Origin of the sequence: Nocardia abscessus NBRC 100374, from assembly GCF_000308455.1 — a bacterium.
GTDB lineage: Bacteria > Actinomycetota > Actinomycetes > Mycobacteriales > Mycobacteriaceae > Nocardia > Nocardia abscessus.
Map to the genome: position 1 here is coordinate 62,234 of NZ_BAFP01000089.1, position 13,055 is coordinate 75,288.

Here is a 13,055-nt window from a genome sequence, read left to right on the forward strand (position 1 = left end):
AATGAAAACAACTGTATTTCGGGCAATTCCCGTCATCGGGTGGCTGTATTTGGCCGGCGGCGCGCTGGCCGCGGCAACCGACCGTGTCCCGGACAGCCTGCTTCTGCGCACGGTGTGGTGGATCGACGCGTTCCTCAGCATCGTGGTGCACGCGGCTCAGATCCCGGCGGCCCTGCGTGCCGCCGAAGGCTCGGGCCGTGGCCGGTGGGAGACCGCGGTGTTGACGCAGATCTTCGGCTTGACCTGGTGGCGAACCCAGCCCGGCGAGGAGAGAGTGCAATGAGCAAAATACTGGTAACCGGCGCGTCCGGCTTTCTGGGCGGTGCGCTGGTGCGCAGGCTGGTACGCGACGGCGGGCACGACGTGTCGATCCTGGTGCGCCGCACCAGCAACCTGGCCGACCTGCGCGACGACATCGACAAGATCGAGCTGATCTACGGCGATCTGACCGACCCCGCCTCGCTCGAAGAGGCGACCCGCGGCGTCGACATCGTGTTCCACAGCGCGGCGCGGGTGGACGAGCGCGGCACCAGGGAACAGTTCTGGAACGAGAACGTCCGGGCCACCGAACGGCTGCTCGAGGCAGCCCGTCGAGGCGGATCGGGACGGTTCGTATTCATCTCCAGCCCGAGCGCGATGATGGACTATTACGGCGGTGACCAGGTCGACGTCGATGAATCGGTGCCGTATCCGCGGCGCTACCTGAACCTGTACTCGGAGACCAAGGCCGCGGCCGAACGAGCCGTCCTGGCCGCCGACAGCCCGGGATTCCGCACCTGCGCCCTGCGCCCACGCGCGATCTGGGGCGCGGGCGACCGGTCCGGTCCGATCGTGCGGATGCTCGGCCGCGCCGGTATGGGGAAACTGCCGGACCTGTCCTTCGGCCGCACCGTCTACGCCTCGCTCTGCCACGTCGACAACATCGTCGACGCCTGTGTGAAGGCGGCGGGCTCGGACGCGGTGGGCGGCAAGGCGTATTTTGTCGCCGATGCCGAGAAGACGGATGTCTGGCGTTTCCTCGGTGAGGTCGCCACCCGGCTCGGGTACCAGCCGCCGACGCGCAAACCCAACCCCGCGGTGATCAACGCGGCGGTCCGGGTCGTCGAGACGATCTGGCGCATCCCGGCCGTCGCGACCCGCTGGTCGCCTCCGCTGTCGCGCTACGCCGTCGCGCTGCTGTCGCGCAGCGCCACCTACGACACCACCGCCGCCGCACGAGATTTCGGCTACCAGCCGGTCGTCGACCGCGACCGCGGCCTGGCCGACCTGCTGGCGTGGCTGGAAACCCAGGGCGGGGCGGTCGAGCTCACCCGGAATCTGCGCTGAACACCCCACCGGTACCGGAGGCCAGCATGAGCAACGCCACCGTCTTCCGCAGGAAGATCACCCCGACCGAACGTCTGTACTTCTTCACGCGCGCGGTGACTCCGCCGTTCGTCATGCACCTGGCCGTCCACGGCGACGGCAGCCTGGACCCGGCCGCGTTGCAGCGGGCCGTCGACGTGGCGTCGGCGGCCGGCCCCGGTGCACGCCTGGTCCGCGACGGCGACGACTGGGTGGACTGTGGTCTGGCCGCCACCGTGCGCCACGTGCCCGGCTGGTCGCTGAACTACGCCGCGCTGGAGAACGACGCGGTGCTGAACACGCCTATCGGTCCGACGCCGGACCGCACCACCGAAGTGCTGCTGCTCACCGGCGAACAGACCACCATCGTGTTCCGCGCCTTCCACGGCGTGATGGACGGGATGGGCCTGCGTCTCTGGGTGGACGACGTATTCCGCGCGCTGCGCGGATGCCCGCCGCTCGGCGCACCCGATCCGATCGCCGATGCCGAACTCGTGGCCCGGATCGGCACGCCGGGTAAACCGACCCTGGTGCTGCCCACCTTCAAGGCGGCGACCGGGCGCGGACGCCAGAACCGGGATGCCGCGCGCTGGCTGCTGCGCCACCGGACGATCAACGCGACCGGAAAGGGCATCGTCGCTCGGGTAGCGGCGATCCTGGCAGCGGAGTCGGGAGCCAAGTCGCGCTTCATGATTCCGGTCGACCTGCGCAGGCACGACCCCGTCCTGCGCTCCACCGCCAACCTGGCGCTGCCGCTGTTCCTGGACGTCACCCCCGGCGAGAACTGGGAGACGATCAGCGGCCGGATGCGCAGCGGGCTGCGGGACCGGCGGGAGCTGAACGAGCTCGACAATGGCCGGCTGTCGAAATTCCCACCCGGCGTGATCCGCGGGGTGCTGCGGATGAGCAACTGGCTCGGGGCACGCCTGAACCGGAACATGGTGTCGGCCACCGTGTCCCATATGGGCGCGTTCGATCTGGACGAGATGGCGGTGCCCGGCTGGACACCCACCGACGTGCGGCTGCTACCTCAGCACAGCGGCGCGATGCCGCTGCTGTTCGCCATGGCCGAAGCGGGCGGGAAGCTGGAGCTGACCGTCTCCTGCCGCAATGGCGCCGGTATCGAGGTCCGGTTGGAGGCGCTGCTGGACAAGATCGCCGCGCGGCTGGAGTCCGAGCTCGCGGCGCCCGAGGTGGTCGCGCGATGACCGGCGCGATCCGCGTCGTCCTCGCCCGGCCCCGCATCGTGCTCGCGGTCGTGGCCGGAGTGATGCTGCTGGCCGGTTCGCTCGGACTCGGAGCGTCCGACAAAGTCACCGCGGCCGGATTCGTCGATCCCGGAAGCGAGTCGGCGCGAGTGGACGAGCTGGTATCCGAGCACTTCGGCCCGCAGAACCCCGACGTGGTCGTGCGGTACGCCGCACCGGAGGGACAGACGGTCGACGACATCGGCCCCCGCGTCCAAGAGACGCTGGCTCGGATCGACCCGGCCATGCTGCAACGACCGATCGAAACCTATTGGAACGCCGGTTTCGCGCGCAGGCAGTTCCTCCGGTCGGCGGACAATCGGCAGGCGCTGGCGGTGGTGTACCTCGCCGGTGACGCCAACCAGCGCGTCAGCGCCTATCCGGACATCGAACCCCAGCTCCGGGTTCCGGGTATCGCCACCGATCTGTCCGGCTACAGCGCGATCTCCACCGAGATCAACGAGCAGTCCCGGCACGATCTACTCCGGGCCGAATCCCTGTCGCTGCCACTGACCTTGGTGATCCTGGTGGCGGTTTTCGGCGGATTGATCGCCGCGTCGTTCCCGGTGGTGGTCGGTGGCCTGACGGTGCTCGGTGCCATGGGCGCGATCCGCGTGCTCGCCGAGTTCACCGAGGTGAGCACATTCGCGGTGAACGTCGCCTCGCTGCTCGGGCTGGGCATGGCCATCGACTACGGGCTGTTCCTGGTCACCCGGTTCCGGGAGGAGGTCGCCGACGGGCACGACCTGAAGACCGCCATCACTCGCACCTACGCCACGGCCGGCCGCACGGTCGCGTTCTCGGCACTCCTGCTGATCTGCGCGTTCGCGGGCACGTTCGTCTTTCCGCAGGCGGTGCTGCGGTCGCTGGGCATCGGCGCGATCACCGCGGTGGCGCTGGCGGCCACGCTCTCGCTCACCGTGCTGCCCGCCTTGCTCGTGCTGTTCGGCGCGCGCATCGGCACGGCGCGGGCCACCGATCGTTCCGAGCGGTTCTGGGGGCGCCTGGTCGACCGCGTGCTGCGGCGGCCGGGTCTGGTGACCGTGGTCGTCGGCGCCGTCCTGCTGGTGCTGGCGGCCCCGCTGACCGGACTGCGGCTCGGCGACATCGACCATCGCGCGCTGCCCGAGGGCAACGAGATGCGCACCGTCGTCGAGGAACTCACCGCACAGTTCCCCGCCGCGGGTAGCGGGGTCACCGCCGTGCTGCACGGAGTGAACGGCCCACCGCAGTCGGGCGCCGTCGAGGCGACCGTGTCCGCGCTCGGCAAGGTCGAGGGGGTACGGCAGGTGGTGCAAGTGGGTCGTGCGGAGGACTTCGTGGTCTTCCACGCATTCCTGAGCAATACCGACCGCACCGAAGCGGCGGGCGACACCGTTCGTGGCATCCGCGAACTGACTCCACCCGACGGCACCGCGCTGTGGATCGGCGGCGATACGGCGGCCACCGTCGACAGCGTGCGCTCGATCGTCGCGCGGATGCCGTTGATGATCCTCGTCATGGTGGCGGCGACGATAGTGCTGCTGTTCGCGGCGTTCCGCTCGATCGTATTGCCGCTCAAGGCCGTCGCCATGGCGTTCCTGAGTTTGGCAGCGACGTTCGGTGTGCTCACCTGGATCTTCTGCGGCGGACACCTGGCCGGCGTGCTCGGTGTCGGCACCGGACCGATCACCGCGGGCATGCTGGTGCTGATCATCGCGGTCGTCTTCGGGCTCTCCACCGACTACGAGGTCTTCCTGCTGTCCCGCATGGTCGAGGCGCACGACGCGGGCGCCGACACCGCCGCGTCGGTGCGGGCAGGCACGGTGAAGACCGCCCGCGTGATCACCGCCGCGGCCACCCTGCTGGTGATCGTCACCGGAGCGTTCACCCTGTCCCCGCTCACCCCCATGCGCTTCCTCGGCCTCGGCATGATCATCGCCCTCGTCGTGGACGCGACCCTCGTCCGCATGCTCCTGGTCCCCGCCCTGGTCCAACTGATGGGCCCCGCCAACTGGTGGTCGCCCCGCCGCCGCCGCATCATCCCGACCACCGTCCAAGAACGCACCCCCACCCCCACCTGACTCGTCCGAGTGGCACATGGTGGAGAGTCCTCCCGGTCTTCGTCTCGACCATGTGCCACTCGCCGGTCGGGAGTTAGGCGACCAGTTCCAGGAGGCCGCGGGGGTCCCATGGCATTCAGTCCGGACAAGCGCGGCCGCAACCGGACCTGCCAGCTGGTGATGCGTCCGGCCGGTACCTCGATGACGGTGCGCTGCTCCACTTTCGCACCGAGCGGGAGGTGCACCCGGCGACTCGACCGGTGCCGAAACTGTTTGCCGCGTCCGGCCTTTGGCTAGGTTCATAGTATGAATCTCCGTAACTTCGCCACACCCGCGGTTTTCGCAGCCGCACTCACGTTGGCAGGCACCGCGGTCGCGAGCGCGGCCCCGGCGCAGTCCGTGGACGACGACACCGTGTACTTCCGCTACGCCAGCTCGAACTGTGCGATCCATTCGAACGGTGACGTCGGCTGCGATATCCCCAACGGCACCAATCTGTTCGGATTCACGATCTACGACCTGGTGATCGATCTGCCGTTCTTGCCCGCCCACCCGACCTTCGGTCTCACCGGCCCGCACGGCCGCGCGGACAGCCCGCCGATCGCGGGCACCCTCACCAACGGCGGCGCCAGCTGCACCGGAGGTGGCCGGGGCGCCCTGGTCTGCACCTCGAAGGGCCACAGCTTCAGCTTCGGCTGGTCGGGCACCCAGATCAGCTGACACCCTCGAGCCGCCCTGCTCGCGCAGCCTGCGAGCAGGGCGGCCCCGTGCGGTCACCGATGCTCTTTCCAACCTGCGTAGGGTCCGGGCAGGCAGACCGCGCACGGACGATAACCCGCGGTCGTCGCGTCGATCTCGGTCGCGAAGAAGACGCGATGTGCGCGATATGCGCCGCGCGCCAGCGCGCGCAGGGCGGAGGGGCAATCGAGGCGACCGTAGATCCGGCTGCGGCGATGGCCGCCGTAGCGGCCGGGTACGGCGCTGACATACGGTCGGCCGTCACCGCCGAGCAAGGTGTACACCGGCGGTCACCGCGCGTCGTGCAGCACGAGGCCCAGTGTGTGGCGCAGGCCGCTGCGCACGCGGCTGACGCCATGGCGAACCGGAGCACGGGACCAACCTCGGCTGGACGGCGTCGGCCGATCGCGGGTGGTGAAGATCAACGCGTGTCCTTGCTCCAGAACGGACACAGTCGCTTTCGATTGGGCGCGCGGCCGTTGCTCCACGATCAGGAATTCGCCGCCGGTGTGGTCGGTCCCGGGCCGGTCCAAGCCGATGACGACCTGAAGCGGGAAGACCAGCTCACCGTACAGATCCCGGTGCAAGGCGTTCCAGTCACCCGCTCTGTAGCGCAACAGGATCGGCGTCGGCTCGGTCTGCCCCGCGGCGTGGCAGGCGTCGAGCCAGTCCGCGAACTCGTCCGGCCACGGGGCCGGGTCACCGAGCCGCTCGGCCCAGGATCGTGCCAACGGCAGCAGCTTTCGATAGAACGCCGCCCGCAGCTGGGTGATCGGCTCCGGCACCGGTTCGGCGAAGTACCGATAGGTGCCTTCGCCGAAGCGGTAGCGCGCCATGTCGACGGTGGACCGGAAGCGCGGGATGTCATCCCAGAAGGCGGTGACGGCGGCGCACTCCGGTGGAGTGAGGATCGGCCCGGTCGCCGCGCAGCCGTAGGCATCGACCTCATCGAGCAGCGCGGCCCACGGTTGGGCGTCGGCACGATCCGTCAGGGCGACAGCGGCTTTCGATCGCCTCGAGGCCTGTGCGGTCGCGCCCGCGTCCGCGCTTCGCCCGCTCACGCCGCCGCCTCCAAGCTCAACAGCGACTGCTTGGCGGCGACGCCGCCGACGTATTGTCCGATCGCCCCGTCACCGCGGACCACCCGGTGACACGGGATCACCACCGGCAGCGGGTTGCGCGCGCACGCGGAACCGACCGCGCGCACCGCACGCGGGTTTCCTACGGCGGCGGCCACCGCGCCGTAGCTCGCGCGCTGCCCGTAGCCGATGGCGGGCAGGTGCTCGATCACCTGGCGGCGGAACCCCGCGGCCAGCCGCAGATCCAGCGGCAGATCGAAATGCGTCCGACTGCCCGCGAAGTACTCGTCGAGCTGCCGGGCCGCCGCGTCCAGCCGAACCGGGGCGGCGAGTATCCGAGGGCTGATCCGCGCCGCCAGCGTGGCGAGCACCGCCGCGTGGTCCTCGGCCGGGTAGGCGACGCGGACCAATCCGGCCGGGGTCGCCGCCAGCAGCAGCGTTCCTACCGGGGTGTCGACGGTGCGGTAGGCGACGTCGAGCAGGTCCGCGGCTTCGGCTTCGAGCGCCAGTCGCGTGTGCAGGTCGGCGAGCAGGTCGGCGTCGGGTGTCAGTGCGTGCGACAACGCGTTCAGGTCGTCGCGGTCGAGGCTGGCCATCATGCGTCCTCCTTCGGGTAGAGCTTGCGCAGGGTCTTCAGGCCGTCCGCGGCGGCGCGACGAGCGGCGTCCGGAGAATTGCCGAGCAGTTCGGCGATCTCCGCGTGGGGAAGCCCGGCCAGGTAGTGGTAGGCGACCGCCTGGCGCTGCTTGGTCGGCAGCGCGCGCAGGGCGGCCCAGAGATCGGGGTCGTAGTCGGCGGGGCCGGGGGCCGCGGTGGGACGCTCCGGCAGCGTCTCGGCCGGGACGGGCGCGCGCGTCAGCGCCCGGCCGACGTCGATCGCGCGGCGATGCGCGACGGTCACCAACCACGCCTCGAGGTTCGTGTCCTCGGAAAGGCCGGGATACGCGCGCAGCGCCGAGAGAAACGTCTCCGACCAGGCGTCGGCCGCGTCGGACGGGCCGAGCACCGCACGGCAGACGCGCAACACCATCGGGCCGTACTCGGCCACAACTTCCTCGAACGGGGGCAGGCTCACACCGGGTAGACGCCGCGGGCGCCGGGAACGTGAGATTCCGTCATCGAGTCTCCGGTTCCCCTTCGCGGCGGGACAACCCGCTGGCGCGCAGTACCCGCCGTGCGATACCCGCGCGGATGGATTCGTCGGTTCCGATGATCCGGACGTGGCGGCGCGCCCTGGTGATCGCGGTGTACAGCAGTTCCCTGGTCAGCAGGGTCGATTCGGGCTCGGGCAGCACGACGGAGACGGTGTCGTACTGGCTGCCCTGGCTGCGGTGAATGGTCATCGCGAAAACGGTGGTTACCGCGGGGAACTGCGTGGGATGCACCAGATAGGGTTCGCTGCCGCGTTGCAGCGCCGCGCGCAGCGAGCCGTCGGGCATGCGCACCACGACGCCGGTGTCGCCGTTGTAGATCCGCGCCTCGTGATCGTTCGCGGTGACCAGCAGAGGTTGCCCGGGATACCACGGCGCCTGGTGGGAGTCCGGGCCCGCGCCGCCCGCGGCGGCCCATTCGGCGGCCATCCGGTCCCAGCGCTCGACGCCGAACGGCCCCTGCCGGTGCGCGCACAGCAGGCGGTGTGATTCCAGCGCGCTCAGTGCGCCCGCCGCGTCGCCGTCGAGCGCGGCGGCGCTCACCGCGCTCGCGGCCCGCACCACGTCGGCACGCACCGCGATCAGCTCATCGGGTGCGCACAGGGACAGTTCGTCGCCGCCCCCGCGCAGCAGCTCGAGCGCGGCGTCCGCGTCTCCGGCCCGCACCGCTACGGCCAAGTCTGCGATCCGGCCGCCGAATCTGCGGCCCCGGGTCAGCCGCACGATGCCGCCGCGCAGGCGAGTCCACTCCAGCGCGGTCAGGGCTTCGGCGTGATCGGCGGTCGGCTCCGGGCCGAGGATGTCGTCCAGAACGGGGTTGGGAACGGCGGCGACCGGTCCGGCGACCAGGTCGGCGAGCACCGCGCCCGCGTCGACCGAGGCCAGCTGGTCCGGATCGCCGACCAAGACGAGGCGAGTGTCCGGGCGCAGGGCGGCGAGCAGCCTGCTCATCATGGTCAAGGAGACCATCGAGGTCTCGTCGACCACGATCACGTCGTAGGGCAGCCGGTTGAACTCGTGGTGCTTGAACCGGGTACTGCGACCACGCTGCCAGCCGAGCAGCCGGTGCAGGGTGGCAGCGGTGAGTTCGGGCAGTCCGAGCGAAACGGCCTGTTCGCGAACGGCTTCTTGCAGGCGTGCCGCCGCTTTCCCGGTCGGCGCGGCCAGCGCGATGCGCAGCGCGGGCAGCTTCGGCTCGGTCTCGCGGTGCGCGGCCAGCAGGGCGATGATCCGTGCGATGGTGTGGGTCTTTCCGGTACCCGGCCCGCCCGCGACCACGGTGGTCCAGTGGGTCGCCGCCAGCGCCGCGGCCAGGCGCTGGCGGTCCGGCGCCGGGCCGGTCGACGCGTCGAACAACCGGTCCAGTTCCCGACGCACGATCTTCGGATCGACCACCGGGTGGTGGGCGGATCGCTCGGTGAGCACCCGCCGGATCGTCTGTTCTTGCCGGTAGTACCGATCGAGGTAGAGCAGCGGACCGGAATCGCCCGGCCCCTGGGATTCGACCAGCCGCAGCGGCCGCAGCGGCCCCCCGGGTCCGCCGAGCACCAGCGGGCTCACCCGCAGCGCGGCGACCACCGCCGGAATGTCCGGCCACGGCAGGGTCGCCGGATCGACGCCCGCGTCCCAGGTTTCGTCGGCGTCGACGCCGATCTCCCGCATCCGGTGCAGCTCCAGGCACACCGAGCCGGATCGCACCGCACGCACGGCCAGAGCCGCGGCGAACAGCACCGGCTCCGACGATTCCCGGCCCAGCCTGCCCAGCCGCAACGCCACGTGCACGTCGGCGGCCGACAGCACACCCGCCTCGTTGAATATGCGCAGCAGACCGGTTCCCCGCTGCGCCACCTGGATCGAGGTCACCGCGCGGCCTCCCCGGCCAGCAGCGCGGAGAGCGCGACGACCAGATCGGCGGGCGGGTACCAGTCGAAGACGCCGCACCCCGCCGGTGTCTGCGGTCCGATCATGCCGCGCACGAACAGGTACCGAACTCCACCGAGATGCCGGGCGGGGTCGTAACCGGGTAGCCGCCAGCGCAGATACCGGTGCAGCGCAACCGAATACAGCAGCGCTTGCAGCGGATAGTGCGAACGCAGCATCTCGGCGGCCATGCGGTCGCGGGTGTAGTGCGCGACGGTGAGATCGCCGGTGCCCAGCCGATTGGTCTTGTAGTCGACGACCACGAATCGCGGGCCCGCGCCGCCGTCGACGCGCAGCACCGCGTCGATGCTGCCGGTCAGGTACCCGCGCAGCGGTATGTCCTCCAGCGCCGCCAGCTGGTCGGCGTACATGGACAGCTCGTCTTCCTCCGGAAGGTGCCCGCGCAGCAGGTCGGCGATGCGACGCAGTGTCGCCGCGGTGGCGCCGACGTGTTCCCCGCCCGCCAGTGGCAGTTCGAACTCGAGTTCGCTGAGACGGTCGCGGGGCGAGATGTCGGCCAGGCAGCCGCCCTCGAGTGGGGTACGCAGCACCGCGAGCAGCGCGGTGGCCAGCACGTCCGGGTCCATGTCGGCCATCAGCTCGTCCACCGCCTCGCGGCACCGGTCGTGTACCTCGGCCGCCAGATCCGCACGGCCGGTGTCGATCCGCTCCAGGACGCCGTGCACCAGGGTGCCGAACTCCGCGCCGTAAGGTAGCGCGTTCATCAGCGAGGCCGCGCTTGTTTCCTGCGGTTCCGCCGCGCCGATCAGGGGAGTACCGGCGGGCTCGTCGCCCAGCCCTCTGGGATCCTCCGGTTCGCTGCCGGATTCGGGTACGACCGCCTCGTGCGCCGAGGCGGTCAGGGCCGAGTACGACGTGCGCCGCCACTGCTGATCCAGCACCCGGTCGAATCGGGCGGCGGCCAGTTCGCCCTGCGCGGCCGCGGTGCGCACCCGCCGGACGGCGACGTCGTCGGTTCCGGCCACCGCCGTCACCGAGATCGCCGCGGCCGCGTCCTGCGCCCACGCCGAAAGCGACTGGGCGGCAACGGTATCCGCGGGGACCGGCGCGCGCGTGGCGACGACGGCGCCACGATCGGCACGCCCGAAGACCATCCGGTGCAGCGGCGAGGCCGCGGTGGTGATCGCGGGCGCCCACCAGGCGACGATCTGGCACATCGCCCGGGTCAGCGCGACGTACAGCAGGCGCAGCTCCTCCCCCGCCTCCTCGGCTTCGCTGCGTGCCTTGCGTTCGGCGTATCCCGGGGCATCCGGTCCGCCGACGTCCAGCACGCGCGCACCGTCGTCGGCGTGGAACAGCAACGTCGCCGGATAGGGGTTCTTCGCGCTGTCCCAGGCGAACGGCAGGTAGACGACCGGGAATTCGAGTCCCTTGCTGGCATGCACGGTGGCGATCTGCACGGCGGCGGCGTCCCGGTCGAGTCTGCGGCTGCGATCGGCGACGGCGCCGGAGGCGGGGTCGCGTACCCGGTCGGCCAGCCACCGGGTCAGCGCGGTCAGCCCGAGACCCTCGGTGAGCGCGACCTGGTCGAGCAGCTGCGCGATGTGCCGCAGGTCGGTGAGCTGCCGTTCCCCGTTCTCCACGGCGAGCAGCCGCTGTGCCAGTCCCGTTTCGGCGGAGAGCTTCTCGAAGACGGCCGCGAATCCCGCGCGGGTGAACAACCGCGCGGCCTCGCGCAATTGGGCGCTGATCCGGCCGACCAGATCGGCGCCCCCGCTGTCGATCTCGGCCGCGGTCACGCCCAGCAGCGGTGTGCACGCGGCCAGCCGCACGCGGTCGCCGCGGTGCGGCTGTTCCAGCGCGCGCAGCACCCACAGCCAGTCGGTGGCGCTGCTGGTCGCGAAGACGCTGACGCCGCCGGCGAGCACGGAAGCGACGCCGACGCGATCCAGCGCCGCGCGGACCACGTCGATCTGCGAGCGGGTTCGCACCAGCACCGCGATGTCGCCGGGGCCGATCGGTCCGCGTGCCGCGTCCACCGGGCGGTCGGGGATCGAATCGCCATCGGCGGAAGCGGGTTCGGCCTTGCCGTCCAGCAGCACTCCGGATTCGAGCAAGCGGACGATGTCGGCGGCGAGATCGTCGGCGACCTTGGCCCGCATCCGACCGACGGCCGGGAAACCGGATTTGTTCAGCGGCCCGGCGCCGGTGCGCGGCAGGCATCGGACACGCATCGGAGTGGTGAGTTCGCCGGGGCCGGACAGCCGCGACCACGGCCTGGTCGGGGCGACCGGGTAGACGCGGATCTCCTCGTGGCCCAATGCCGCGCCGCCGTGCAGGTGGTCCAGCGCCGCGAGCAGTCCCGCGTCGCTGCGCCAGTTCGTGGTGAGCTCCCTGCGGGTGTCGGCGTGCGCGACGGCGTCGAGGTAGCTGAGCACTTCCGCGCCGCGGAAGGCGTAGATCGCCTGTTTGGGATCGCCGACCAGCACCAGGGTGGCGTGCCCGTGGAAGGACTTGCGCAGGATGTCCCATTGCAAGGGGTCGGTGTCCTGGAATTCGTCGACCAGGGCGACGCGGTAGCGCGCGCGGATGCGCAGGCACGCGCGCGGGCCGTGCTCCGGATCGGCGAGCACTTCGTGCAGCAGCACCAGCAAATCGTCGAAGTCGCGCAGCCCGGCCAGCCGTTTGCGGCGCTCGGTCTCCGCGCGCACCGCATGCGCGAACGCCACCCGCTCCCCCGCGCCGGATTCGCCGTCGGGCACGAGCGCCGCGTGCCGGTCCCGCACCGCGGCCAGCGCGAGCGTGCGGGCCTCTTTCACCGAGAACGGCGGTTCGGCGCGGGCATAGCGATGCAGATACAGGTCGTCGACGACGGTGCCGACGAGGTCGTCGACGGTCTCCACCAGCCGGGTGCCGGGATCGTGTTCACCGGCGAGCCCGAGTTCGTCGAGCATGCGCTGACAGAAGCTGTGCGTGGTGGCGATGGTGCCCGCGTCGAAATCCGACAGTGCCGTCAGCAGCCGCCGCTGCCGCAGCCGGACCTCGCCCTCGTCGGCCTGCGCGAGATACCGCACCAGTTCGTCGGCGTGCGCCCGCGCCGCTGCCGGATCAGCCAATCCGGCAGCGACCGCGACGAATCGGTCGCGGGTGCGTTCCCGCAGCTCCTGGGTCGCCGCCCGGCTGAACGTCACCAGCAGCAGCTCGGAGACATCGATGCCGGCCTCCGCGACGTAGCGCACGGCGAGACCGACGATCGCGTGCGTCTTGCCGGTGCCCGCGCTGGCCTCCAGCACGGTCGTACCGGTGGGCAAGGGCCCGTACGCCTCGAACGCGGCGGCGGCGAAAGCGCTTGCCGGGAAGGAGGTCTCCTGCACGGTCATGCGTGCCTCCTTCCTGCGCGGCCGGTGGTCACGCGGTCCGCGGTCGTCGCGATCTTCCCGGTGACCGGCCACGCCGCACGGACTCGCTCCCGAAACGACTGTCCGAGCTGACATTCTGCCGCGCGCCCGGGCGCCCACCGGCGACCGACACGCGCCGTGCCGGTGTATCCCGGTCTTCCGCACCACATCACGT

At 70.9% G+C, this 13,055-nt stretch carries 11 protein-coding genes; 5 read left to right on the forward strand and 6 right to left on the reverse strand.

Annotated features, from left to right (window positions below; translation table 11 throughout):
• The first annotated feature begins 1 nt into the window (after window position 1).
• From ON19_RS17505 to ON19_RS17525, 5 genes are all read left to right on the forward strand, one after another.
• Window positions 2–283, forward strand: coding sequence for a hypothetical protein (locus ON19_RS17505; protein ID WP_043693390.1), 282 nt, complete (start codon window positions 2–4; stop codon window positions 281–283).
• Window positions 280–1,326, forward strand: coding sequence for an NAD-dependent epimerase/dehydratase family protein (locus ON19_RS17510; RefSeq protein WP_043693392.1), 1,047 nt, complete (start codon window positions 280–282; stop codon window positions 1,324–1,326). Before ON19_RS17505 ends, ON19_RS17510 begins: the two co-directional genes overlap by 4 nt.
• Before the next feature lie 26 nt (window positions 1,327–1,352).
• On the forward strand, window positions 1,353–2,552 hold the full coding sequence (locus ON19_RS17515; RefSeq protein ID WP_043693395.1) for a hypothetical protein: 1,200 nt from the start codon (window positions 1,353–1,355) through the stop codon (window positions 2,550–2,552).
• Window positions 2,549–4,654 (forward strand): MMPL family transporter, encoded by a 2,106-nt coding sequence (locus ON19_RS17520; protein WP_043693398.1) that lies wholly within the window; start codon window positions 2,549–2,551, stop codon window positions 4,652–4,654. Before ON19_RS17515 ends, ON19_RS17520 begins: the two co-directional genes overlap by 4 nt.
• 285 nt (window positions 4,655–4,939) lie before the next feature.
• Entirely contained in the window at window positions 4,940–5,353 is a 414-nt protein-coding gene (locus ON19_RS17525) for a hypothetical protein (RefSeq protein ID WP_043693401.1), read from the forward strand.
• A 53-nt stretch (window positions 5,354–5,406) separates the two neighbouring features.
• Here ON19_RS17525 and ON19_RS17530 read toward each other — a convergent pair whose 3' ends face one another.
• From ON19_RS17530 to ON19_RS17555, 6 genes are all read right to left on the reverse strand, one after another.
• The gene (locus ON19_RS17530; RefSeq protein WP_043693403.1) at window positions 5,407–5,655 is read right to left on the reverse strand and encodes an Ada metal-binding domain-containing protein; all 249 of its coding nucleotides are present in this window, start codon (window positions 5,653–5,655) and stop codon (window positions 5,407–5,409) included.
• Window positions 5,656–5,661: 6 nt separating this feature from the next.
• On the reverse strand, window positions 5,662–6,363 hold the full coding sequence (locus tag ON19_RS17535) for a 2OG-Fe(II) oxygenase (RefSeq protein ID WP_043693500.1): 702 nt from the start codon (window positions 6,361–6,363) through the stop codon (window positions 5,662–5,664).
• A 65-nt stretch (window positions 6,364–6,428) separates the two neighbouring features.
• Window positions 6,429–7,046, reverse strand: a complete 618-nt coding sequence (locus ON19_RS17540) for a methylated-DNA--[protein]-cysteine S-methyltransferase (protein ID WP_083899448.1) — start codon at window positions 7,044–7,046, stop codon at window positions 6,429–6,431.
• Window positions 7,046–7,519, reverse strand: a complete 474-nt coding sequence (locus ON19_RS17545; RefSeq protein ID WP_043693506.1) for an RNA polymerase sigma factor — start codon at window positions 7,517–7,519, stop codon at window positions 7,046–7,048. The genes ON19_RS17540 and ON19_RS17545 overlap by 1 nt, the downstream gene beginning before the upstream one ends.
• 46 nt (window positions 7,520–7,565) lie before the next feature.
• Window positions 7,566–9,464 (reverse strand): exodeoxyribonuclease V subunit alpha, encoded by a 1,899-nt coding sequence (recD, locus tag ON19_RS17550; protein ID WP_043693406.1) that lies wholly within the window; start codon window positions 9,462–9,464, stop codon window positions 7,566–7,568.
• Window positions 9,461–12,862: a UvrD-helicase domain-containing protein gene (locus ON19_RS17555; protein ID WP_043693509.1), complete on the reverse strand. Its 3,402-nt coding sequence runs from the start codon at window positions 12,860–12,862 to the stop codon at window positions 9,461–9,463. Before ON19_RS17555 ends, recD begins: the two co-directional genes overlap by 4 nt.
• Window positions 12,863–13,055 lie beyond the last annotated feature (193 nt).